Source organism: Streptomyces sp. NPDC005496, assembly GCF_042872045.1.
Taxonomy (GTDB): Bacteria; Actinomycetota; Actinomycetes; order Streptomycetales; family Streptomycetaceae; genus Streptomyces.
Map to the genome: position 1 here is coordinate 99,282 of NZ_JBIAJQ010000008.1, position 18,658 is coordinate 117,939.

Below are 18,658 nucleotides of genomic sequence, written 5' to 3' on the forward strand. Positions count from 1 at the left end.
GGCGGGCGCGGGGCCCGGTCTCCCGTCGTGCTCGCGATCCGCTGTGCCGTGTCAGCCGGATGCGGCCGGTCCGGCGTCCTCGGTGCCGGACAGCTCGGCCAGGAACCGGTGGCACTGGGCGGCCCGCTCGGAGTCCTGCTCCATGACGGAGCGGAAGAACTCCGCGATCTCCTTCTTGCCGGCGTTCTCCGCGTCGCGCACGTACTGGCCGTAGTCGTGCCCCGCCTTGAGCGAGTGGTACTGCACGGAGATGAGGTCGAACGTCACATCGCTGAACCCGGTCTCTCCCGTAGCCATGGTCATCTCCCAGTGGAGGTGGGAACTGGTGGACGCGATCCGGGTTTCTCGGTCCCGGCGGGCGAAACGAAAAGTGTTGGCCGTCTCCGCCCCTGCGGACCGCGTCCGGGAAACCGTCCGGCGCGTCCACCCGTCCGCCGCGGCTACTCGCCGCGATGGCGCCAGAACCACACGACGCCGATCACGAGGGCGACGAGGAAGACGACCGGCAGGATCAGGCCGGGTACCCGGGCGGCGCTCACCGGCCGGCCGCGGTGCTGGACGTGCCGTGTGCGTGAGGGGTGTCGGGCACGGCGGACCTCGGTCCGGTGGATCGGCCGCCCCGCCGACCGGGACGCCGGGGCGTGTCCGGCCCGTACTCCCGGCGGGCGCCGTGCGACACGTGGTGCACGCTCGACGGCGGGCGCAGATGCGGGGTCATGGCCGGCCTCCGGGTAATCGCAGGTACGTACGGCGTCCGCCGGACCGTCGCCCGGCGTACGAGGCCGTCTGGATGGTGAGCCCCGAAAACGGCCTTGTAAACCTTCCCGGCCGGGACATTGCCCGGATGTATGAAGGTCTGCCGAATTGGTTGACCGGGGCGTGGCGGCCGGGAGGGCGACTCGTTCACCCCGTCATGACCGATGCCTCGTCGCCGCACCGCCACGCCCGCCTCCTGGGCGCCTACTGGCTCGACTCGCCCGTCCTGCTGCACGACCACTGCGTCTGCTGCGAGAGCCCGGCGCTCCCGGGGGGCCGAAGCCGCTGGGCCCGGGGTGTCGGCGGGCGCGGTCTCGGGCTGGGCGTCTTCGTGGCCGTCCTCGTGATCGCCGCCGCCCTCACCGCCGTGGCCCCCCTGTAGAGCCGTCCCCGCGTGCCGTGCTCCCCTTCGAACGGGCATGCACGGGCCTGTTCGCGGTGCCATCCTGGGAGAGGACACGGAGGCTGCCATGGGGTGCTATGCCGACCGAGTGCTGCCGCGGATCATCGACGTGGCGTGCGGGGTCAAGACGGCCGGGCCGCTGCGCCGCCGTGCCTGCGAGGGCCTGACCGGCGAGGTCCTGGAGATCGGTTTCGGCACGGGCCACAATGTGCCCTACTACCCGCCGACGGTCACCGGTGTCACCGCGATCGAGCCGTCCGACCTCGGCTGGCGTCTCGCCGGGAAGCGGGTGCGCGCGTCGAGCATCCCGGTACGCCGTGCGGGTCTGGACGGCCAGTCCCTCCCCTTCGTGGACGACAGTTTCGACGCCGCCCTGTCCACCTGGACCCTGTGCACCATCCCCGACGCCGAGGCAGCCCTGCGGGAGGTGCGGCGGGTCCTCCGGCCCGGAGGGACCCTGCACTTCCTGGAGCACGGTCTCGCGCCGGAGGAGGATCCGGGCGTACGGCGCTGGCAGCATCGTCTGGAGCCGGTCAACAAGCGGCTCTTCGGCGGCTGCCACCTCACGCGCCCGACCGCCGACCTGGTCACGGCGGCGGGGTTCACGATCACGGACATGGACGTCTTCTACGAGAAGGGCGCCCCGAAGCCCATGGGTGCCGACTCGCTCGGCGTGGCCCTCTCCCCGTAGGGCCGGGCGTCTCGCGAGGCTCACTCGGCGGTCGCGACCCCGATGCCGATGGCGATGGCGAGCCAGCCGGTCGTCATGTCCCAGCGGTCGCGGAAGGCGGGCCGGTTCAGCAGCGTCCGCAGCCGGGCCGCGGCGCTCACCAGGACCAGCCAGTAGAGGACGCCGATCGCGACGTCCAGGAGGCCGAGCAGGAAGATCTGCCCGGTCATCGAGCCCCGGCCGTCGACGAACTGCGGCACGATGCTCAGGAAGAACAGCGCCGCCTTCGGGTTGAGCACGTTGGTGAGGAAGCCCTGCGTGAAACCCTCGCGCCGGCTCGGCACGGGCCGCTTCTCCAGCGGACGGGAGGCGTCCTGGGCGGGATCGATGCCGTCCTGACCCCGGGCGGTCCGTTCCCGGCGCTCGGCTGAGGCGCGGCGGGCGGAGACGACCGCCCGCGCGCCCAGGTAGACGAGGTAGGCGGCGCCGGCCAGTCTCACGGCGGTGAAGACGGCGGGCGAGCGGGCGGCGACGACGGACAGTCCGAGAGCCGCCGCCAGCATGTGGACGCACAGTCCGGTCTGCGCGCCGAGGGCCGCCATCCGCCCCAGCGAGGGGCGGAGCGCGGAGGCTCTGACGATCACGAAGAAGTCCGGGCCCGGGATCAGATAGGCGAGCATGACGACGCCGAGGAATCCCATGAGGTCGATCGACATGCCCTGCTCCGCTTCTCCCGGCCGGCTGTCCTCGCGGTACCGCGGCGGGCGGAATCGGCGGCCCCCGCCCCTGCTGGGTGTCCACGCGGACGGGGTTCACGCCTCCCGCGCCGGGACGCGGACAGCAAAGACCCCGACTGGACGGGGGAGACCAGCCGGGGCCGTAGGTGGTGACGTGCGGAGGGTGGTCGCCTCGCGGCGAAAGGCTCCATGGGGCTTCAGCCGAACGATCTTCCCCATGGGCTATAGGTGAGGCCCGGGGACACTGTCCCCTCCGCAGCCACGTATAGATGAACGATAAACCGTCTGCCGGTGTTCCTGCGCCGTCCCCGGATCGATGTGACGTGTGCCACTGCATGATCGCGCCGGATCGGCCGCACCGGAGCAGTCCCCCCGGCCCGACCGAACCGGACGATCCGAGCCGGACCGTCGCGCCGGACCAGTCGGGTCAGTCGAGGTGGTCGGCGACGAGCAGGGCGAACTCGGCCGGGGTGATCAGGCGTACGCCGAGTGCTTCGGCCTTGTCGCGCTTGGACCCGGCGCCGTCACCCGCGACGACGAGAGCGGTCTTCTTGGAGACGCTGGAGGAGGAGCGGCCGCCGGCGCGCTCGATCAGTTCGTTCATCTGGTTGCGGCTGAGCTTCTCCAGCGCGCCCGTCATCGCGCCGGTGACGACGACGGTCATCCCGGCCAGCGGACCCGCCGCCTCCTCGGCCGCCTGCCCGCCCTCGGTGTCACCGTTCGCGGCGACGGGCGGGGTGGCACCCGGCTCGGTCATGTTGACCCCCGCGGCGGCGAGCTTGTCGATGAGCGGTGCCAGTTCGGCGAGTTCGGCCACGATGGACGGGGCCTTCTCGGTGCCGATCCCCTCGACCCGCTGCATCGCTTCCGCGTCGGCGGCGCGCAGCGCGTCCATCGTGGCGAAGTGCCGGGCTATGCGCCGGGACATGGACCGGCCGGTGCCCCGTACACCCAGGGCGCACAGCACCCGGGCCAGCGGGCGGTCCTTGGCGGTGGCGAGGGCGGCGAGGAGGTTGTCGGTACTGGTCTCGCCCATGCGGTCCAGGCTGAGCAACTGCTCGCGGGTGAGCGTGAACAGGTCGGCCAGATCGGCCACCAGCCCCGCCTCGACCAGCTGGACGACACGCGTGGCGCCGAGCCCCTCGATGTCGAGCTGGTCACGTCCGGCGGCGTACGAGAGCGAGGCCACCAGATGGCAGTTGCGGCCGTTCTCGCACCGCCAGCGCTGCTCGCCGGTGTCGATGGCGGAGCCGCAGCGCGGGCAGGCCGAGGGGAAGACGATCGACTGCTCCTCGCCGGTGCGCAGATGCGCGACGGGGGCCTCGACGCGCGGGATGACATCGCCGGCGCGGTGGACCATCACGTGGTCGCCGAGGCGCAGGTCGCGGCGCGTGATGTCGGCCGGGTTGTGCAGGGTGGCGTACGTGATGACGGAGCCGTCGATCTCGACCGGCTCCAGGACCGCACGCGGGGCGATGATGCCGGTGCGGCCCACGTTCCACTCGACGTCCAGCAGGCGGGTGATCTTCTCCACGGCGGGCAGCTTGTAGGCGATCGCCCAGCGGGGAGCGCGCGAGCCCGACCCCGCCGCCCGCTGGTCCGCGGCGAGGTCGGCCTTGACCACGATCCCGTCGATCCCGAACGGCAACTCCGCCCGCAGCGCGGCGATCTCGCGGACGCGTGCCAGGACCTCCTCGGGCGTCTCGGCGGTGAGGCCCGAAACCGCCGTGCCGGCCGGGGTGTTCACGCCGAGGCGGACGGCTTCCGCCATCAGGTCGCTGTGGGCGAGCTCGCCGAGGCGTGCCGCGAGCTCGGAGTCGGTGTCCGCCACCGGCAGCAGTCCGTAGCCGAAGAACGTCATCGGCACGGTGTAGGCGCGGTCCCTGGCCCGCAGGGTGCCCGCGGCGGCGTTGCGCGGGTTCGCGAACGGCTGCCCGCCGTGCGCGGTGCGCACCTCGTTGGCGTGCTCGAACTGGGCGTTCGTCATGAGGACTTCGCCCCGCAGCTCCACCGTCACGGGCTCGGTCAGCCGGACCGGCAGTCCCTCGACGGTGCCGATCGCGTGCGACACGTCCTCGCCGGCCGTGCCGTCGCCGCGCGTGATCAGCCGCGTCAGGCGGCCGTGGCGGTAACGGGCCGCCATCGCCAGTCCGTCGAGCTTGGGCTCCACGCTGAACCGGGTCACCTCATGGCCGATCCGGCGGGCCACCGAGGCGGTCCACGCGGTGAACTCCTCGGCGGAGAACACGTTGTCCAGGCTCAGCATCGGCACGGTGTGCGGGACGTCGCCCTCGACCGCGCCGCCGGCGACCTTCCCGGTGGGGGAGTCGGGCAGCACCAGCTCCGGATTCTCCGCCTCCCACGCCGCGATGCCGCGCACCAGACGGTCGTACGCGTCGTCGTCCAGCGCGGACGTACCGCCCGTGTAATAGGCCGCCGAGGCCTTGACGGCTTCCTCGACCGCCTGGGCGTAGGCGGCGGCGTCGACGATCACTGCTGCAGGTGTGGTCATGTCCGCCATCCTGCCTCCCACCACTGACAATGCCGCCCTGTCGACCTCTCGTCACGCGCTGCGAAGTTATAAGGCTCAATAGAGCGCACGGGGCGATATCTTCCGATTCGATCGCATTCGATGCTTTCAACGTGTTTCGCACTATTTCTCACGGTGACTCGGACGGCAGCCGAACGCAGGAGCACACAGGGAAGGTGCTGAGGAATGATCACTCAGGAGCAGATCCCGGCGGTACTGGAACATCCCGTCTACGACGCCGACGGCAACAAGATCGGCGAGGCGAAGCACGTCTTCTACGACGACGTCACCGGCCGGCCGGAATGGGTCAGTGTCAAGACGGGCCTGTTCGGCACCAGTGAGTCCTTCGTGCCGATCCGCGAGGCGGTGGTGGTCGAGGAACACCTCGAGGTGCCGTACGACAAGAGCAAGGTGAAGGACGCGCCCAACGTCGACGTGGACAGCGGGGGACACCTCTCCGAAGCGGAGGAGCACCGGCTGTACGAGCACTACGGCATCGCGTGGGACGACGCCTGGGAGCAGGCCAACCAGCCCGGCGGTGAGGGCTGGGCCCATTCCGGCACGGCCGACGCCACGGACACCGGCATGACCGACACCACCGGAATGGCCGGCACCACGGGCACGGCGGGCACCGGGCGCATGGAGGGCGAGGGGTTCATCGCCACGGACAGCGGCATGGACGAGCGCGCCGGCATGCGCGACGACGACGCGATGACCCGCTCCGAGGAGCGCATGCACGTCGGTGCGGAGCGGTACGAGACCGGACGCGCCCGCCTGCGCAAGTACGTGGTGACGGAGGAGGTCCAGCGCACCGTTCCGCTGCGTCACGAGGAGGTCCGCGTCGTGCGCGAGCCCATCACGGACGCCAACCTCGACGACTCCCTCTCGGGCCCGGAGATCACGGAGTCCGAGCACGAGGTCACCCTGCACGCCGAGCGGCCCGTGGTCGAGACCGAGGCGGTCCCGGTGGAACGCGTACGCCTCACCACCGAGGAGCAGACCGAGAACGAGACCGTCACCGGTCAGGTCCGCCACGAGGAGATCGCCACCGAGGGCGTCATGGACGAGGACGAGGAGGGCGGCCCGCGGAGGTAGGGCACCCGTCGTCGCGCCCGTCCGGTGCTCCCGAGGCGCCGGACGGGCGCAACCGTCCCCGGACGCACGCCGATTCGGCTCACGCCTGCCGCCGGACCCGTCCGGCGGCAGGCGTGAGCCCGTCTCCCGTCGCCGAGTTGATCACGCGTCAGGTCCCGGGCCCGCCCTCGGACACCGCCGCCTCCACGAGATGGTCACGCGTCCTCCACCGTTCACGGCTTTCCGTCGGCGCGAGGCGGGCTACCCGGACCGGAGGGCGTCCGAAGGGGACTTGTCGTGGTTTTCATCGCTGTCGGTGTACCGCCGTTGCTGCTGGGCCTGTTGCTTCTCCTCGACCGGTACGAGGAGAAGATGTTCGCCCCCGTGCAGGTCGCGCGGCACGCGCGACGCCGGGGTCATCTGTCGCTCGTGACGCACACCGGATCCGGGCGCTCGACCACCCGGGGGGAGCGGCCGGGCACGGAGGCCGCCTGACCTTCAGGACCCGGACCGCCCGGCGGCAGTGCCGGGATCACCGCGGACTGCCGCTGCCGCACGGCGCGTTCAGGTCCGGCAGGCGGGTCCTGGCCGACCTCGGACGGTGGGTGAGCACGTCACCGAGCCACTGGGCCATCGTCCCTCCCGGCTCGGGATCGTCCCCGCACATCGCCCGCACCGCGGTCGCGTCGAACTCGTAGGCGTCTACGGGGGTGTCGTCCGCCCGCCCGGAGGCAGGCGTGCGGCGTGAACAGCCAGGACCAGCCGACCAGTTCGTCGTGGCCCCAGTGTCCCGATGGCGGCGGCCCGGCGGCCGGGACACGGCCCCCGGCGCAGGGCCGACCGGCCCGGGAGAGGGACCTGTGGCCCCTGCACCCGGTGCCGCCGCCGCCGCGAAGCTGGACCCGCGTCCACCGACGCGTCGGCCCGCCCTCAGGAGGCACACCATGTCCCGCACCGTCACCGCCGGCCTGGACGGCTCGCCGGAGAGCCGGGCCGCCGCCGAGTGGGCGGCCCGGGAGGCGCGGCTCCGCCGCCTGCCCGTGCGCCTGGTCCATGTCCGGCAGCCCGAGCCCCGGCCCGCCGCGCTGCCCGGCCCGGAGTCCGAGCGGCACTGGAGCGAGCGCGTCTCCCGCGAGGCCACGGAGGGCATCCGGCTGCGTCACCCCGGGGTCGAGGTGACCGCCGAGCTGCTCACCGGCCGTCCCGCAGACCTGCTCGTCGACGCGGCCCGCGACGCGGAGCTGCTGGTCCTGGGATCCCGGGGTCTGGGCGGCATCGCAGGCTTCCTGGTCGGCTCCGTCGGCCTGGCCGTCGTCGCCCGCGCCGAACGCCCCGTCGTCCTCGTACGCGCCGGGGAACAGGCCGCCGACGAGCACGCGGCCGACCCCGCGGGGATCCCGTCCACCGCGACCGCGTACCGGCCCGTCGTCCTCGGCCTGGACACCGACGGTCCCGACGACTCGCTCATCGGCTTCGCCTTCGACGCCGCCGCGCGCCGCGACACGGCGCTGACGGTCGTGCACGGCTGGAGCCCGCCGCCCTACTACGCCTACGGGCTGTCCCTGGACGCCGGCCTGCACGCGGCGCTCAGCGAGCAGCGGAGCGCCGCGCTGACCGAGGCCCTGCGTCCCTGGCGGCGGAAGTTCCCGGCGGTCGACGTCGTGGCGCGGTCGCTGTACGGACCGGCGGCGGGCCACCTGGTGGACGCGTCCCGCGAGGCGTCCCTGGTGGTCGTCGGCCGCCGCGCCCGGCGCTCCCCGTCCGGCGCCCGCATCGGGTCCGTCACGCACGCCGTGCTGCACCACTGCGCGGGGCCCGTCGCCGTCGTCCCGCACGACTGACCCGGTGAGGAGAGAGAACATGGAAGCGGCGGTAGCGGCGGTCCCCACGGCCGGGCAGGGCGTCCGGCTCCGCCGTGCGACCGGCTGCCGGCCCGTCCCGGCCGGCGCACCCGGCGCGGGCACCCGGGTGGTCTCCGTTTCACGCCCCCCGGCCCCGGTCAACCCATGTCCCCAGGACGTGCGGCGGGTCCGGACCGTCTCCGTACGCCCGGAAGGAGGGTGAGGGTCATGGAGCTGCCCCTGGTCGTGGGCGTGGACGGGTCCGAGCCCAGCCTGCGCGCCGTGGACTGGGCGACGCAGGAGGCCGCACTGCACGGGGTCCCGCTGCGGCTCGTGTACGCCTCGCTCTGGGAGCGCTACGAGGGGCCCGCCCTGGCCCCCGGCCTCGCCGGGTCCGCGGAACAGGTGGGGGCCGACGACATCGTCCACGCCGCCGCCCGGCGCGCCCGCCGGCGCGACACGGACGTCAAGATCTCCACCGAGGTGCTGCCCGAGGAGCCCGTGGTCGCCCTGCTGCGCGAGGGCCGCAACGCCTCCGCCCTGGTGCTCGGCTCCCGCGGCCGCGGCGGCATGGCCGAGCTGTTGCTCGGCTCCGTCGCCCTCGCGGCCGCCGCCCGCGCCGACTGCCCGGTGATCGTGCTGCGCGACGACCACGACGTCCGGGCCGTCACCGGAAGCGGACGGCGCGTCGTGCTGGGCGTCGGCGCGGAACCCCGCGAGTCGGCCGTCGTGCGCTTCGCCTTCCAGGAGGCGAGGCAGCGGCGCGTCCCGCTGGAGGCCGTACGGGCCTGGCGGCGCCCCGCCCACGAGAGCCCCGGACACCCGCTCCTGACCGGAGACCCGGCCCACAGCCAGGAACGAGCGGCGTCGCAGACCCTGGACGCCGCCTTGCGCGACACGGCGGCGGACCACCCGGGCGTGCAGCTGCACCGGCGCACCGCAGAGGGGTCCGCCCGCCAGGTGCTGCTCGACGCCTCCGCCACGGCCGACCTGCTGGTCGTCGGCGCGGAGCGGCGTCACGGGCACACCGGGCTGCAGCTCGGCCGGGTCACGCACGCGGTGCTGCACCACAGCCGGTGTCCCGTCGCCGTCGTACCCCACCAGGCGTGACGACGTGTCAGGGACGCTGACCCGACGCCGCCCCGGGGACGAGAACCGCCCCGCGCACCCGGCACGCCCGCCGGTCCGGATCCGTGCCGCCGCGCGAAGCCGTGGCACGGTCCGTTCCGGTCACGAAGCACGGTCTCGCCGTCAGCGGGCAGGCGCCCGACTGATGCCGGACACACCACGGGGCGGCACCGTCGCCGTCCCGCCGGCCACGCCGCTCGTCCGCCCATGACCTACGGAGTCACGATGACCAAGGCCGAACGCCCGGAGAGCACCGTACTGACCGACGAGGAGGTGCGCAGGCTGGACGCCCACTGGCGGGCGGCCAACTACCTCGCCGTGGGCCAGATCTATCTGCTCGCCAACCCGCTGCTGACCGAACCCCTCACCGTCGAGCACATCAAGCCGCGGCTGCTCGGCCACTGGGGTACCTCGCCCGGCCTCAACCTCGTGTACACCCACCTCAACCGGGTGATCAGGACGCGGGGGATCGACGCGCTGTGCGTGTGGGGTCCGGGCCACGGCGGCCCCGCGGTGCTCGCCAACTCCTGGCTGGAGGGCAGTTACAGCGAGACCTATCCGGACGTCTCGCGGGACGCGGCCGGCATGGACCGGCTCTTCCGCCAGTTCTCCTTCCCCGGCGGGGTGCCCAGCCACGTGGCGCCGGAGACCCCGGGGTCGATCCACGAGGGCGGTGAGCTGGGCTACTCGCTCGCGCACGCCTACGGAGCCGCCCTGGACAACCCCGATCTGCTGGTCGCCTGCGTCATCGGCGACGGTGAGGCGGAGACCGGTCCGCTCGCCGCCTCCTGGCACTCCAACAAGTTCCTCGACCCGGTCCACGACGGCGCGGTCCTGCCGATCCTGCACCTCAACGGCTACAAGATCGCCAACCCGACCGTGCTGTCCCGCATCCCGGAGTCCGAACTCGACGAACTTCTGCGGGGATACGGCCACGAACCGATCCACGTCACCAGCGACGACCCCCGCCAGGTCCACCGGGCCATGGCCGACGCCTTCGACCAGGCACTCGACCGCATCGCGCTGCTCCAGCGCACCGCCCGCGAGGACGGGGTGGGCGAACGGGCGCGCTGGCCCATGATCGTGCTGCGCACCCCGAAGGGCTGGACCGGTCCCGGCGAGGTGGACGGCCTGCCCGTGGAAGGCACCTGGCGCGCCCACCAGGTCCCGCTGTCCGGCGTACGCGAGAACCCGGACCACCTGCGGCAGTTGGAGACCTGGCTGCGCTCGTACCGCCCCGAGGAGCTCTTCGACGCCGAGGGGCGGCCCGTCCCCGACGTCGTCGCCTGCATCCCCGAGGGGACCCGCCGCCTCGGTGCCACCCCGCACGCCAACGGCGGCCTCCTCGTACGCGATCTGCCGATCGCCTCGCTCGACCGCTTCGCGGTGCCGGTCGACAAGCCCGGCGCCTCCCTGCACGAGCCCACCCGGGTCCTCGGCGACCTGCTCGAACAGGTCATGCGGGACACCGGCGCCCGCCGCGACTTCCGCCTCGTGGGCCCCGACGAGACCGCGTCCAACCGGCTGGAGGCCGTCTTCGACGCCAGCGGCAAGGCGTGGCAGGCGCAGACCCTCCAGGTCGACGAACACCTCGACCACCACGGGCGGGTGATGGAGATCCTCTCCGAACACCTCTGCCAGGGCTGGCTGGAGGGATACCTGCTGACCGGCCGGCACGGTCTGTTCTCCTGCTACGAGGCGTTCGTGCACATCGTGGACTCCATGGTCAACCAGCACATCAAGTGGCTGAAGACCTCGCGGGAACTGCCGTGGCGCGCGCCGATCGCCTCCCTCAACTACCTGCTGACGTCGCACGTGTGGCGCCAGGACCACAACGGGTTCTCGCACCAGGACCCGGGGTTCGTGGACCACGTGCTGAACAAGAGCCCCGAAGTCGTCCGCGTCTACCTGCCGCCGGACGCCAACACCCTCTTGTCGGTGGCGGATCACGCCTTGCGCAGCCGGGACTACGTCAACGTCATCGTGGCGGGCAAGCAGCCCTGCTTCGACTGGCTGTCCATGGACCAGGCCCGCGCCCACTGCGCACGCGGCGCCGGGACCTGGGAGTGGGCCGGTTCCGCGGGCGGGGACCGCGAGCCGGACGTCGTCCTCGCCTGCGCGGGCGACGTGCCGACCCAGGAGATCCTCGCCGCGTCGGACCTGTTGCGCCGGCACCTGCCCGACCTCGCCGTCCGCGTGGTCAACGTCGTCGACATGACCCGGCTGATGCCGCGGGAGGAACACCCGCACGGCATGAGCGACTTCGAGTACGACGGCCTGTTCACCAAGGACAAGCCGGTCATCTTCGCCTACCACGGCTATCCGTGGCTGATCCACCGCCTCGCCTACCGCCGCACCGGCCACGCCAACCTGCATGTGCGCGGCTACAAGGAGATGGGCACCACGACGACACCGTTCGACATGGTCGTCCGCAACGACCTCGACCGCTACCGGCTCGTCATGGACGTCATCGACCGCGTCCCCGGGCTCGCAGGGCGCGCGGCCGGTGTGCGCCAGCGGATGATCGACGTCCGTACCCGGCACCACGCCTGGATCCGCGAGCACGGCACCGACCTGCCCGAGGTCGCCGACTGGACCTGGAACGCCTGACGCGCGAGCGTCCCGTTCCCCGGTGAAGGAGAGACCGACGACCGATGACTGAGGAACGGCGTGACACGCCTGCCGCACCCCCGGGGCTCGGGGATGCGGCAGGCGTACGGGCCAGGCACTGGACCTGGGAGTACGAGGGGTACGACCCCGCGGACGAGCGGCTGCGCGAGTCGCTGTGCACACTCGGCAACGGCTACTTCGCCACCCGGGGAGCGGCCCCCGAGTGCGCGGCGGACGCCGTCCACTACCCGGGCACGTACGCGGCGGGCTGCTACAACCGGCTCACCTCGGACGTCGCGGGACACCGGGTCGAGAACGAGGACATGGTCAACCTGCCCAACTGGCTCCCGCTGCGCGTCCGTACGGGCACCGGGACCTGGCTGACCCCGGACACCCACACGGTCCTCGTCCACCGTCAGAGCCTCGACCTGCGCTCCGGCACCCTGGAGCGCGTCGTGCGCTACGAGGACGAGGAGGGCCGCCGCCTCGACGTGCGGCAGGTACGCCTTGTCCACATGGCCGACCCCCATGTGGCCGCGCTGCGCACCGAGTTGACGGCGCACGGCTGGTCCGGGGAGGTCGAGGTCGAGTCGGCGCTGGACGGGACGGTCACCAACGCCGGTGTGCGGCGCTACCGTTCACTGGCCTCGCGCCACCTCACCCACCTCCGGACGGGAGAGTCCGTGCCGGGCACGGTGTGGCTGTCCTGCCGCACCAGTACCTCGGAGGTACGGATCGGCCTGGCCGCCCGTACCGTCACCGACACGACCGCCGGGACGGGTTTCGCGCACGACGAGGCGCGGGCGGCGCAGTTCCTCCGGTTCTCCCTGACCGACGGGCGGACCGTGACCGTGGACAAGACGGCCGCCCTGCACACCTCCCGGGACCCGGCGATCAGCGACCCGCTGCACGCCGCGCTCGACCGGGTCGGCCGCGCCCCCGCCTTCGAGGCGCTGCTCGCCTCGCACCGCACGGCCTGGGAGCAGCTGTGGCGCAACGCCGAGCTGGACGTGCCGAACAGCGCGGGTCCCGTACTGCGGCTGCACCTCTTCCACGTGCTCCAGACGCTGTCCCCGCACACCGCGGACCTGGACGTCGGCGTGCCCGCGCGGGGACTGCACGGGGAGGCCTACCGCGGGCACGTGTTCTGGGACGAGTTGTTCGTGCTGCCCTATCTCGACCTGCACTTCCCGGAGGTGTCCAGGGCCCTGCTCGGCTACCGCCACCGCCGCCTCGAACAGGCCTGCCTCGCCGCCCGCGACGCCGGGTACACCGGCGCGATGTACCCCTGGCAGAGCGGCAGCGACGGCCGAGAGGAGACCCAGCAGCTGCACCTCAACCCGCGCTCCGGGCGCTGGCTGCCCGACCACTCCCGGCTCCAGCACCACGTCGGCTCGGCCGTCGCCTACAACACGTGGCAGTACTGCGAGGCCACCGGCGACACCGAGTTCCTGCACACCAAGGGCGCGGAGATGCTGACGCAGATCGCCCGCTTCTGGGCCGCCTTCGCGACGTACGACAGCACGCTGGGCCGGTACCGCATCCGCGGCGTCGTCGGCCCCGACGAGTACCACGACGGCTACCCCGGTGCCCTGCGGCCCGGCCTCGACGACAACACCTACACCAACGTCACCGCCGCCTGGGTGCTCGCCCGGGCGCTGGACGTCCTTCGCGGGCTGCCCGAGCCCCGCCGCCGCGACCTCTACGAGCGGATCGCCTTCGACCCCGGCGAGTTCGACCACTGGGAGGACATCTCCCGGAAGCTGCACATCCCCTTCCACGCCGGTGTCATCAGCCAGTTCGAGGGCTACGGCGGACTCCGGGAGCTCGACTGGGACGCGTACCGGGCCCGGTACGGCGACATCAGGCGCCTCGACCGGATCCTGGAGGCCGAGGGCGACACCGTCAACCGCTACCAGGCGTCCAAGCAGGCCGACGTCCTGATGCTCGGCTACCTCTTCTCGCCCGGGGAACTGCGCGGGCTGTTCCGGCGGCTCGGACACGACCTGGACGACACGCTGTGGCAGCGCACCGTCGACCACTACCTGCGCCGTACCAGCCACGGATCGACGCTCAGCAGCCTCGTGCACGGCTGGGTGCTGGCCCGGGCCCGGCGTGCCGACGCGTGGACGTACGTGCACGAGGCGCTGGCCGGTGACATCGCCGACATCCAGGGCGGCACCACCGGCGAGGGCATCCACCTGGGGGCGATGGCAGGCACCCTCGACCTGGTGCAGCGCGGCCTGACCGGTCTGGAGACCCGCGGCGGCGCCCTGCGACTCGACCCCGTTCCGCTGCCCGAGCTGTCCGAGTACGGCTTCTCCCTCCGCTACCGGGGCCACTGGGGCGTACGCCTGCTGCTCGGCGCGGGCCGGCTGGAGATCTCCGTACCGGATTCCGACGAGGAGCCCATCGAGGTGGCCCTGGCGGACCGCACGGTCTCCGTGGCGCCGGGGGAGTCCTGCACGCTCCTCCTGCCGGAGGGCTGACTCCTCACCCCGGGACCACGGCCACCGGGCACGCGGCCTGCTCCAGAACGGCGTGCGCCACCGCCCCCAGGGAGCCGCGCCCGCGGCCCACGACCAGGAGTCGCGCGGTGGCCGACGCGTGTGTGAGGGCCGCCGCCGGGCTCTTCAGCACGACGTCCGGCTGCACGGCCACGCGCGGATGGCGCTCCCGCCACGGCACCAGCGCGTCCGACAGCACCTGGACCTCCTGGTCCTCCCAGGCGCCGCGGTCCTCCTCCGGGACGGCGTACGGCATCCAGCGCGCGGCGGGCGAGGGCAGCCGCCACGCGTGGACCGCCCGCAGGCGGACCCCGTGACGCTCCGCCGCCAGGAACGCGAACTCCGCCGCCGCACCCGCCGGGTCCCGGGCGTCGAACCCGCACACCACCTGGTCACGGCGATGTGCGCCATGGGCCCGGCCGGTGCCGTCCGGAACGAGGACGACCGGCCCGGGCGCCGACACGGCGACATCGTGCGCCACCGAGCCCACGGCCGGCCCGCCGGGACCGCCCTCGCCCCGCGTCCCGAGCACCAGCAGACCCGCCCCGGCGGCGAGCGACAGCAGCGTCGGGACGACCTCACCGGTGTGGTCCACGCCCTCGACGCGCAGCCCCGGATGCAGCTCCGCGAGCAGCTTCGCCCACGGGGCCGCGCTGGGTTCGAGCCGGTAGGGCCAGGCCGTCAGCTGCTCCCGGTCCGGCACCGGTGAGACGTGCGCGACCCGGAGGGGCACCCCGTCGCGCAGCGCTTCGACGGCCGCCCAGTCGGCCGCGACACGGCTGCCCGCGGAGCCGTCGACACCTACAACGATCGCTTCCCCCATGGCAGTTCACCCTCCGGCCGCTCGAACGTCCCGGTTTCCCAGGGTCCTCCGAGGGGCCGCCGGTATCCATGGGCCGGTCGGACCCGGTACCGGCCGGACGGACCCCGGCAGGACCCCGTGGCGAGGCGGGGGCGGGCACAGGCGGGCGCGAGCGATGACTTCCCGCGCGCCGGGGAGTCGTATGAAAGGACGCAGTCGCACGAGAAGTCGCTACGGAAGGGGTCCCTCATGGCCTTCACACGCGTTCTCGCGGTCGCCCCGGTGCGGGACATCGAGGCCGCGGTGGCCTGGTACGAGCGGCTCCTGGGCCGCCCGGCCGACACCCGGCCGATGGAGGGGCTCGCCGACTGGCACATCTCCGCGTCGGGCTGGATCCAGGTCTTCCGGTCACCCGAGCACGCCGGCGGCGCACTGGTCAACCTCGTCGTCGACGACCTCGACAAGGCCCTGGCGGACCTCGCCGGACGGGGGATCACGGCCGGCGACGTCCAGCCGGGCGCGCAGCGGGTACGGTTCGCCGCCGTCCACGACCCCGACGGCAACCGCGTCACGCTGATCGAGAACCCGGTGGCGTAGGGGCTGCCGCCGGATCAGGCCGACAGACCCTGCCCCGGAAGCCAGGTGGGGACGCTCGGCGGCCCGTAAAGTGCCTCGCATGGGCGACATCCGACCTACCTCGCACTTCCACGCCGGGAACATCGACAGCGCCGCGGTCGCCCGGCTGGTCGCCGCACTGGACAGCCAGGACGCCGCCGACGGGGTACGCCGGCTGCGCGCGTGGGCGCACGAGGCCGTGGCGGCACGGCCCGGCGAGCGGGCCCTGGACGTCGGCTGCGGCACCGGATCGCAGACCCAGGCACTGGCCGCGGCGGTCACCCCGGACGGCGACGCGCTCGGCATCGAGCCCAACCCCGGGCTGCGCACGGTCGCCGAACAGCGGGCGGCGGCCGCCGGGAGCACGGCCCGTTTCGCCGACGGCGACGCGTCCGCCCTCCCCCTGGCCGACGCGTCGGTGGACGTCGTCTGGTGCGAGCGCGTGCTCCAGCACCTCACGGAGCCCCAGCGGGCCGTCGACGAGTTCGCCCGCGTCCTGCGGCCCGGAGGCCGGGTCGTACTGCTGGACACCGACTGGGCCACCACGATCCTGCACCCCGGTGACCCCGCGACCGTCGCCGCGCTGACCTCCGGAGCGCTCGCGGCGGCGGCCAGTCCCTACGCCGGACGGCTGCTCCTCGGCCAGCTCACGGCCGCCGGTCTGGTGATCGACGACCGGGGTTCGCAGGCCCTGCTCCAGGACCATACGACCGTGACGTGGCCGCTGATCCGCATGCTGGCCGAGTCGGCCGTACGCCGCGAGCTGATCACGGGCGACCAGCGGGACCGGCTCTACGCCGACCTCACCGAGGCCGCCGAGCGGGGCGCCCTGCACATGTCCGTCACGATGTTCGCGGTCGCCGCCCACCGCCCCCGGTGACCAGGAGGCGCAGCACGTCGCCCGTCGTCACTGGTCGGTGGCCTCGGGCGAGCCGGCGCGCCACCGTACCTGCGCCTCGACCTCCGTGCGCTCCTGGCCGGTGGTCTTCGCGTAGTCGGCTGCCGCTGCCTGCACGTCGCGGGTGAGGTCGCGCCACGCACGCCAGGCCGTCTCGTACGTCTCGGTCTGCAGAGGCGTCCAGCCTCCCTGCTGGGTCGGCGGCCCGAACCTGTCCCGCAGCTCCAGGACTTTCGCGTGCGCCTCGTCGGCTACCTGCTGCTTGACGACCAGTTCGTCGAAGGTGTCTGCCACAGCGACGGATCTTAGGCGTGCGATCGCGAAGGCCTGCCGCGACACGTGGTGCGTTCGCGGGGTGTCACCACGGTGCGGGCGCGGCGCGTCACGAGGAACCCCGAAGCCGGCGGGCCGGCGCGGCCAGCCGCGCGGGAACCCGGGCTGGTGCGCCCGGCACCGGCCCCGGGGTCGTCCGCCCGTCGGCGTCCACCGGCTCGCGGGGCCGGTCAGGAGTCCTTGCCGCGTCCGGAGAGGGCGTCGCGCATCCGGTCGACGAGGCCGACGCCCGGGCCGAGGAGCTTGTTGGCCGGCGGCGCGTCGGGGGCGGAGGGGTGCGGGCGGGTCGGCGCGGTCTTCTTGGCCTGCCGGACCTTGTCGCCCAGCTCCTCCAGGTCCTGCTGCGAACACGCCTCACGCAAACGGGGGAACAGGTTGTTCTCCTCGTCCGCGACATGCGTCCTGATCTCCGTCATCAGCCGGCTCATCAGGGGGTCGAACTCCGGGTCGTCCGCCCGGCAGCGCTCCAGGTCCTTCATGGTGCGCTCCGCGGCGGCGTGGTCCTGGAGCTCCTGGTCGGCGAGCGCGTCACCGCCCGGGACGTGCCGGCGGACCGCCGGGTAGAGGTAGGCCTCCTCCGCCACCGAGTGCCGGACCAGCTCCATGGTGGCCTGGTCCGCGTACTGCTTCCGCTGCGGGTCGCCGGAAGGCAGTTCCTCGATTTTCGTGAACAGCTCCTCGACCTCCTCGTGGTCCGTGGTCAGTTCCCTGATGACGTCTCCGCCGTGCCCCATCGCGTCTCTCCTTCGTGCGGCTGAGTGGCCCTCCGGTGTCCCGGGGCCCGTCCGGACGCAAGTGAAGCCCCACCGCCGAGCGGGTCCGGCGTATTGCCGCACCCGAGGGCGTGGCGGCCCGCCGGTGTGGCCGAGGCCACCTTCCGCACGTGGCCTGGGTCATGTGCCGTGGCGCGGGCCGGGGCTAGCGTTTCCGGTCACGCTTCCCAGGACGTCGGACGGAATCGCAGTGCCCGCAGACCTCTCCCCGCTCATAGCGGCGACCGCCCAGTGGCTGACGCGTGCCTACCCGGCGGGCGGCGGCGCCCTCGACTCCGCGCTGGGCGAGGCGCAGGCCCGGCAGGCCGTGACGGTCGCGGCATGGCTGCGCTATCCGACGGCGACGGACGCCGCGCTGGTGGGCATGGCGGGCCCCGGCGGCTCGGACCGGCTCGACGGCGTCACGGGTACCGAGATGGCCGTGTACGAGACCGGGGACGACGGGGACGGGACGGACGCCCACGCGTGGCGCACCTGGGTGGACGAGGTGGTCGCGAGCTGGGCGGCGAGCCTGCTTGGCGACCCGGACCTCGCCGCACTCGCCGTGGCGGCGCTGGCCGACGGCGAGCACCTGGGCGGGGCGCCGGTCGAGTTCCGGCGCCTGGTCGCGCCGGACGAACGGGACGTCCGGGCGGCGCCCCTGCTGAGGCACCCGGACCTGCTCGCCCCCGTGGCGGAGCTGCACCGCGCCGGACTCTTCGACCGGCTCCGCCATGACCGGGCCGTGACCGCCTCCTGACGGCGGACCGGCGCCCACAGTCCCTCGGAGACTCCCGGCTCGGCCGGTTCGCCCGCATCACCTGGAGCGACACCAGCCCCGAGTCCGGCTGCGCCGCGGACCGGGTCGAGCGGCCGTGCCCGTGCTGCGCGTCCGTGGCCGGGCGCCGGGGCGGCCTCGCACGGCGGCGCCGGCAGCGCGTGAATCCCCGGCCCCGACGAAGCCGGGGCAGCCCGGCGGCGGCGCGCCCGGCCCCGCGCCGG

Annotated in this window: 17 protein-coding genes and 1 pseudogene; 11 read left to right on the plus strand and 7 right to left on the minus strand. The window is 73.3% G+C overall.

Translation table 11 applies throughout. The annotated features are described in order from the left end of the window. Nucleotides 1-51: 51 nt before the first annotated feature. Nucleotides 52-297 (minus strand): acyl carrier protein, encoded by a 246-nt coding sequence (locus ACFYQQ_RS24460; RefSeq protein WP_355784097.1) that lies wholly within the window; start codon nucleotides 295-297, stop codon nucleotides 52-54. 616 nt (nucleotides 298-913) lie between these two features. Between ACFYQQ_RS24460 and ACFYQQ_RS24465 the strand changes: the two genes are divergently transcribed. Both ACFYQQ_RS24465 and ACFYQQ_RS24470 read left to right on the plus strand, forming a co-directional pair. After that, nucleotides 914-1,138, plus strand: a complete 225-nt coding sequence (locus tag ACFYQQ_RS24465; protein WP_355784100.1) for a hypothetical protein — start codon at nucleotides 914-916, stop codon at nucleotides 1,136-1,138. A gap of 88 nt (nucleotides 1,139-1,226) precedes the next feature. Then, entirely contained in the window at nucleotides 1,227-1,850 is a 624-nt protein-coding gene (locus tag ACFYQQ_RS24470) for a class I SAM-dependent methyltransferase (protein WP_355784103.1), read from the plus strand. Between the two features lie 20 nt (nucleotides 1,851-1,870). Here ACFYQQ_RS24470 and ACFYQQ_RS24475 read toward each other — a convergent pair whose 3' ends face one another. Both ACFYQQ_RS24475 and ligA read right to left on the minus strand, forming a co-directional pair. Continuing rightward, a complete protein-coding gene (locus tag ACFYQQ_RS24475; RefSeq protein WP_355784106.1) occupies nucleotides 1,871-2,545 on the minus strand; it encodes a LysE family translocator in 675 nt (224 codons plus the stop codon). Between the two features lie 448 nt (nucleotides 2,546-2,993). Further along, nucleotides 2,994-5,078: an NAD-dependent DNA ligase LigA gene (ligA, locus tag ACFYQQ_RS24480; RefSeq protein WP_388905082.1), complete on the minus strand. Its 2,085-nt coding sequence runs from the start codon at nucleotides 5,076-5,078 to the stop codon at nucleotides 2,994-2,996. Nucleotides 5,079-5,282: 204 nt separating this feature from the next. Here ligA and ACFYQQ_RS24485 point away from each other — a divergent pair, with 204 nt between their 5' ends. Together ACFYQQ_RS24485 and ACFYQQ_RS24490 are read left to right on the plus strand one after the other, a co-directional pair. Further along, the gene (locus tag ACFYQQ_RS24485) at nucleotides 5,283-6,191 is read left to right on the plus strand and encodes a PRC and DUF2382 domain-containing protein (RefSeq protein ID WP_356168048.1); all 909 of its coding nucleotides are present in this window, start codon (nucleotides 5,283-5,285) and stop codon (nucleotides 6,189-6,191) included. 276 nt (nucleotides 6,192-6,467) lie between these two features. Continuing rightward, entirely contained in the window at nucleotides 6,468-6,665 is a 198-nt protein-coding gene (locus ACFYQQ_RS24490; RefSeq protein ID WP_388905084.1) for a hypothetical protein, read from the plus strand. A 37-nt stretch (nucleotides 6,666-6,702) separates the two neighbouring features. On the opposite strand, the pseudogene ACFYQQ_RS24495 reads toward ACFYQQ_RS24490, so the two are convergent. Then, nucleotides 6,703-6,986: pseudogene (locus tag ACFYQQ_RS24495) on the minus strand (regulator); the annotation flags it as partial. Nucleotides 6,987-7,114: 128 nt separating this feature from the next. Here ACFYQQ_RS24495 and ACFYQQ_RS24500 point away from each other — a divergent pair. The 4 genes from ACFYQQ_RS24500 to ACFYQQ_RS24515 all read left to right on the plus strand — a co-directional run bounded on the left by ACFYQQ_RS24500 (nucleotide 7,115) and on the right by ACFYQQ_RS24515 (nucleotide 14,238). Further along, entirely contained in the window at nucleotides 7,115-8,011 is an 897-nt protein-coding gene (locus ACFYQQ_RS24500; protein ID WP_356168042.1) for a universal stress protein, read from the plus strand. A gap of 228 nt (nucleotides 8,012-8,239) precedes the next feature. Continuing rightward, a complete protein-coding gene (locus ACFYQQ_RS24505; protein ID WP_388905086.1) occupies nucleotides 8,240-9,121 on the plus strand; it encodes a universal stress protein in 882 nt (293 codons plus the stop codon). 243 nt (nucleotides 9,122-9,364) lie between these two features. Further along, nucleotides 9,365-11,749, plus strand: coding sequence for a phosphoketolase family protein (locus tag ACFYQQ_RS24510; protein ID WP_355784273.1), 2,385 nt, complete (start codon nucleotides 9,365-9,367; stop codon nucleotides 11,747-11,749). Nucleotides 11,750-11,793: 44 nt separating this feature from the next. Further along, nucleotides 11,794-14,238, plus strand: coding sequence for a glycosyl hydrolase family 65 protein (locus ACFYQQ_RS24515; RefSeq protein ID WP_356239836.1), 2,445 nt, complete (start codon nucleotides 11,794-11,796; stop codon nucleotides 14,236-14,238). 4 nt (nucleotides 14,239-14,242) lie between these two features. On the opposite strand, the gene ACFYQQ_RS24520 is transcribed toward ACFYQQ_RS24515, so the two are convergent. Next, entirely contained in the window at nucleotides 14,243-15,079 is an 837-nt protein-coding gene (locus ACFYQQ_RS24520) for a universal stress protein (RefSeq protein WP_356168033.1), read from the minus strand. 228 nt (nucleotides 15,080-15,307) lie between these two features. Between ACFYQQ_RS24520 and ACFYQQ_RS24525 the strand changes: the two genes are divergently transcribed. Next, nucleotides 15,308-15,655, plus strand: a complete 348-nt coding sequence (locus ACFYQQ_RS24525; protein ID WP_356168031.1) for a VOC family protein — start codon at nucleotides 15,308-15,310, stop codon at nucleotides 15,653-15,655. Nucleotides 15,656-15,734: 79 nt separating this feature from the next. Continuing rightward, complete coding sequence (locus ACFYQQ_RS24530) at nucleotides 15,735-16,553, plus strand: methyltransferase domain-containing protein (protein WP_388905089.1); 819 nt, start codon at nucleotides 15,735-15,737, stop codon at nucleotides 16,551-16,553. Nucleotides 16,554-16,580: 27 nt separating this feature from the next. On the opposite strand, the gene ACFYQQ_RS24535 is transcribed toward ACFYQQ_RS24530, so the two are convergent. After that, on the minus strand, nucleotides 16,581-16,865 hold the full coding sequence (locus tag ACFYQQ_RS24535; RefSeq protein ID WP_356168026.1) for a hypothetical protein: 285 nt from the start codon (nucleotides 16,863-16,865) through the stop codon (nucleotides 16,581-16,583). A gap of 209 nt (nucleotides 16,866-17,074) precedes the next feature. Continuing rightward, nucleotides 17,075-17,638 carry a hemerythrin domain-containing protein gene (locus ACFYQQ_RS24540; RefSeq protein WP_388905092.1) on the minus strand — a complete coding sequence of 188 codons (564 nt, stop codon included), beginning with the start codon at nucleotides 17,636-17,638 and terminating at the stop codon, nucleotides 17,075-17,077. Between the two features lie 229 nt (nucleotides 17,639-17,867). Here ACFYQQ_RS24540 and ACFYQQ_RS24545 point away from each other — a divergent pair, with 229 nt between their 5' ends. Further along, a complete protein-coding gene (locus tag ACFYQQ_RS24545; RefSeq protein WP_355795339.1) occupies nucleotides 17,868-18,416 on the plus strand; it encodes a hypothetical protein in 549 nt (182 codons plus the stop codon). Nucleotides 18,417-18,658: the final 242 nt, after the last annotated feature.

What these genes read in the sequence shown, in the direction of transcription:
- ACFYQQ_RS24460 (WP_355784097.1), bottom strand. Translation starts at nt 297, where the DNA reads ATGGCTACGGGAGAGACCGGGTTCAGCGATGTGACGTTCGACCTCATC.
- ACFYQQ_RS24465 (WP_355784100.1), top strand. Translation starts at nt 914, where the DNA reads ATGACCGATGCCTCGTCGCCGCACCGCCACGCCCGCCTCCTGGGCGCC.
- ACFYQQ_RS24470 (WP_355784103.1), top strand. Translation starts at nt 1,227, where the DNA reads ATGGGGTGCTATGCCGACCGAGTGCTGCCGCGGATCATCGACGTGGCG.
- ACFYQQ_RS24475 (WP_355784106.1), bottom strand. Translation starts at nt 2,545, where the DNA reads ATGTCGATCGACCTCATGGGATTCCTCGGCGTCGTCATGCTCGCCTAT.
- ligA (WP_388905082.1), bottom strand. Translation starts at nt 5,078, where the DNA reads ATGACCACACCTGCAGCAGTGATCGTCGACGCCGCCGCCTACGCCCAG.
- ACFYQQ_RS24485 (WP_356168048.1), top strand. Translation starts at nt 5,283, where the DNA reads ATGATCACTCAGGAGCAGATCCCGGCGGTACTGGAACATCCCGTCTAC.
- ACFYQQ_RS24500 (WP_356168042.1), top strand. Translation starts at nt 7,115, where the DNA reads ATGTCCCGCACCGTCACCGCCGGCCTGGACGGCTCGCCGGAGAGCCGG.
- ACFYQQ_RS24505 (WP_388905086.1), top strand. Translation starts at nt 8,240, where the DNA reads ATGGAGCTGCCCCTGGTCGTGGGCGTGGACGGGTCCGAGCCCAGCCTG.
- ACFYQQ_RS24510 (WP_355784273.1), top strand. Translation starts at nt 9,365, where the DNA reads ATGACCAAGGCCGAACGCCCGGAGAGCACCGTACTGACCGACGAGGAG.
- ACFYQQ_RS24515 (WP_356239836.1), top strand. Translation starts at nt 11,794, where the DNA reads ATGACTGAGGAACGGCGTGACACGCCTGCCGCACCCCCGGGGCTCGGG.
- ACFYQQ_RS24520 (WP_356168033.1), bottom strand. Translation starts at nt 15,079, where the DNA reads ATGGGGGAAGCGATCGTTGTAGGTGTCGACGGCTCCGCGGGCAGCCGT.
- ACFYQQ_RS24525 (WP_356168031.1), top strand. Translation starts at nt 15,308, where the DNA reads ATGGCCTTCACACGCGTTCTCGCGGTCGCCCCGGTGCGGGACATCGAG.
- ACFYQQ_RS24530 (WP_388905089.1), top strand. Translation starts at nt 15,735, where the DNA reads ATGGGCGACATCCGACCTACCTCGCACTTCCACGCCGGGAACATCGAC.
- ACFYQQ_RS24540 (WP_388905092.1), bottom strand. Translation starts at nt 17,638, where the DNA reads ATGGGGCACGGCGGAGACGTCATCAGGGAACTGACCACGGACCACGAG.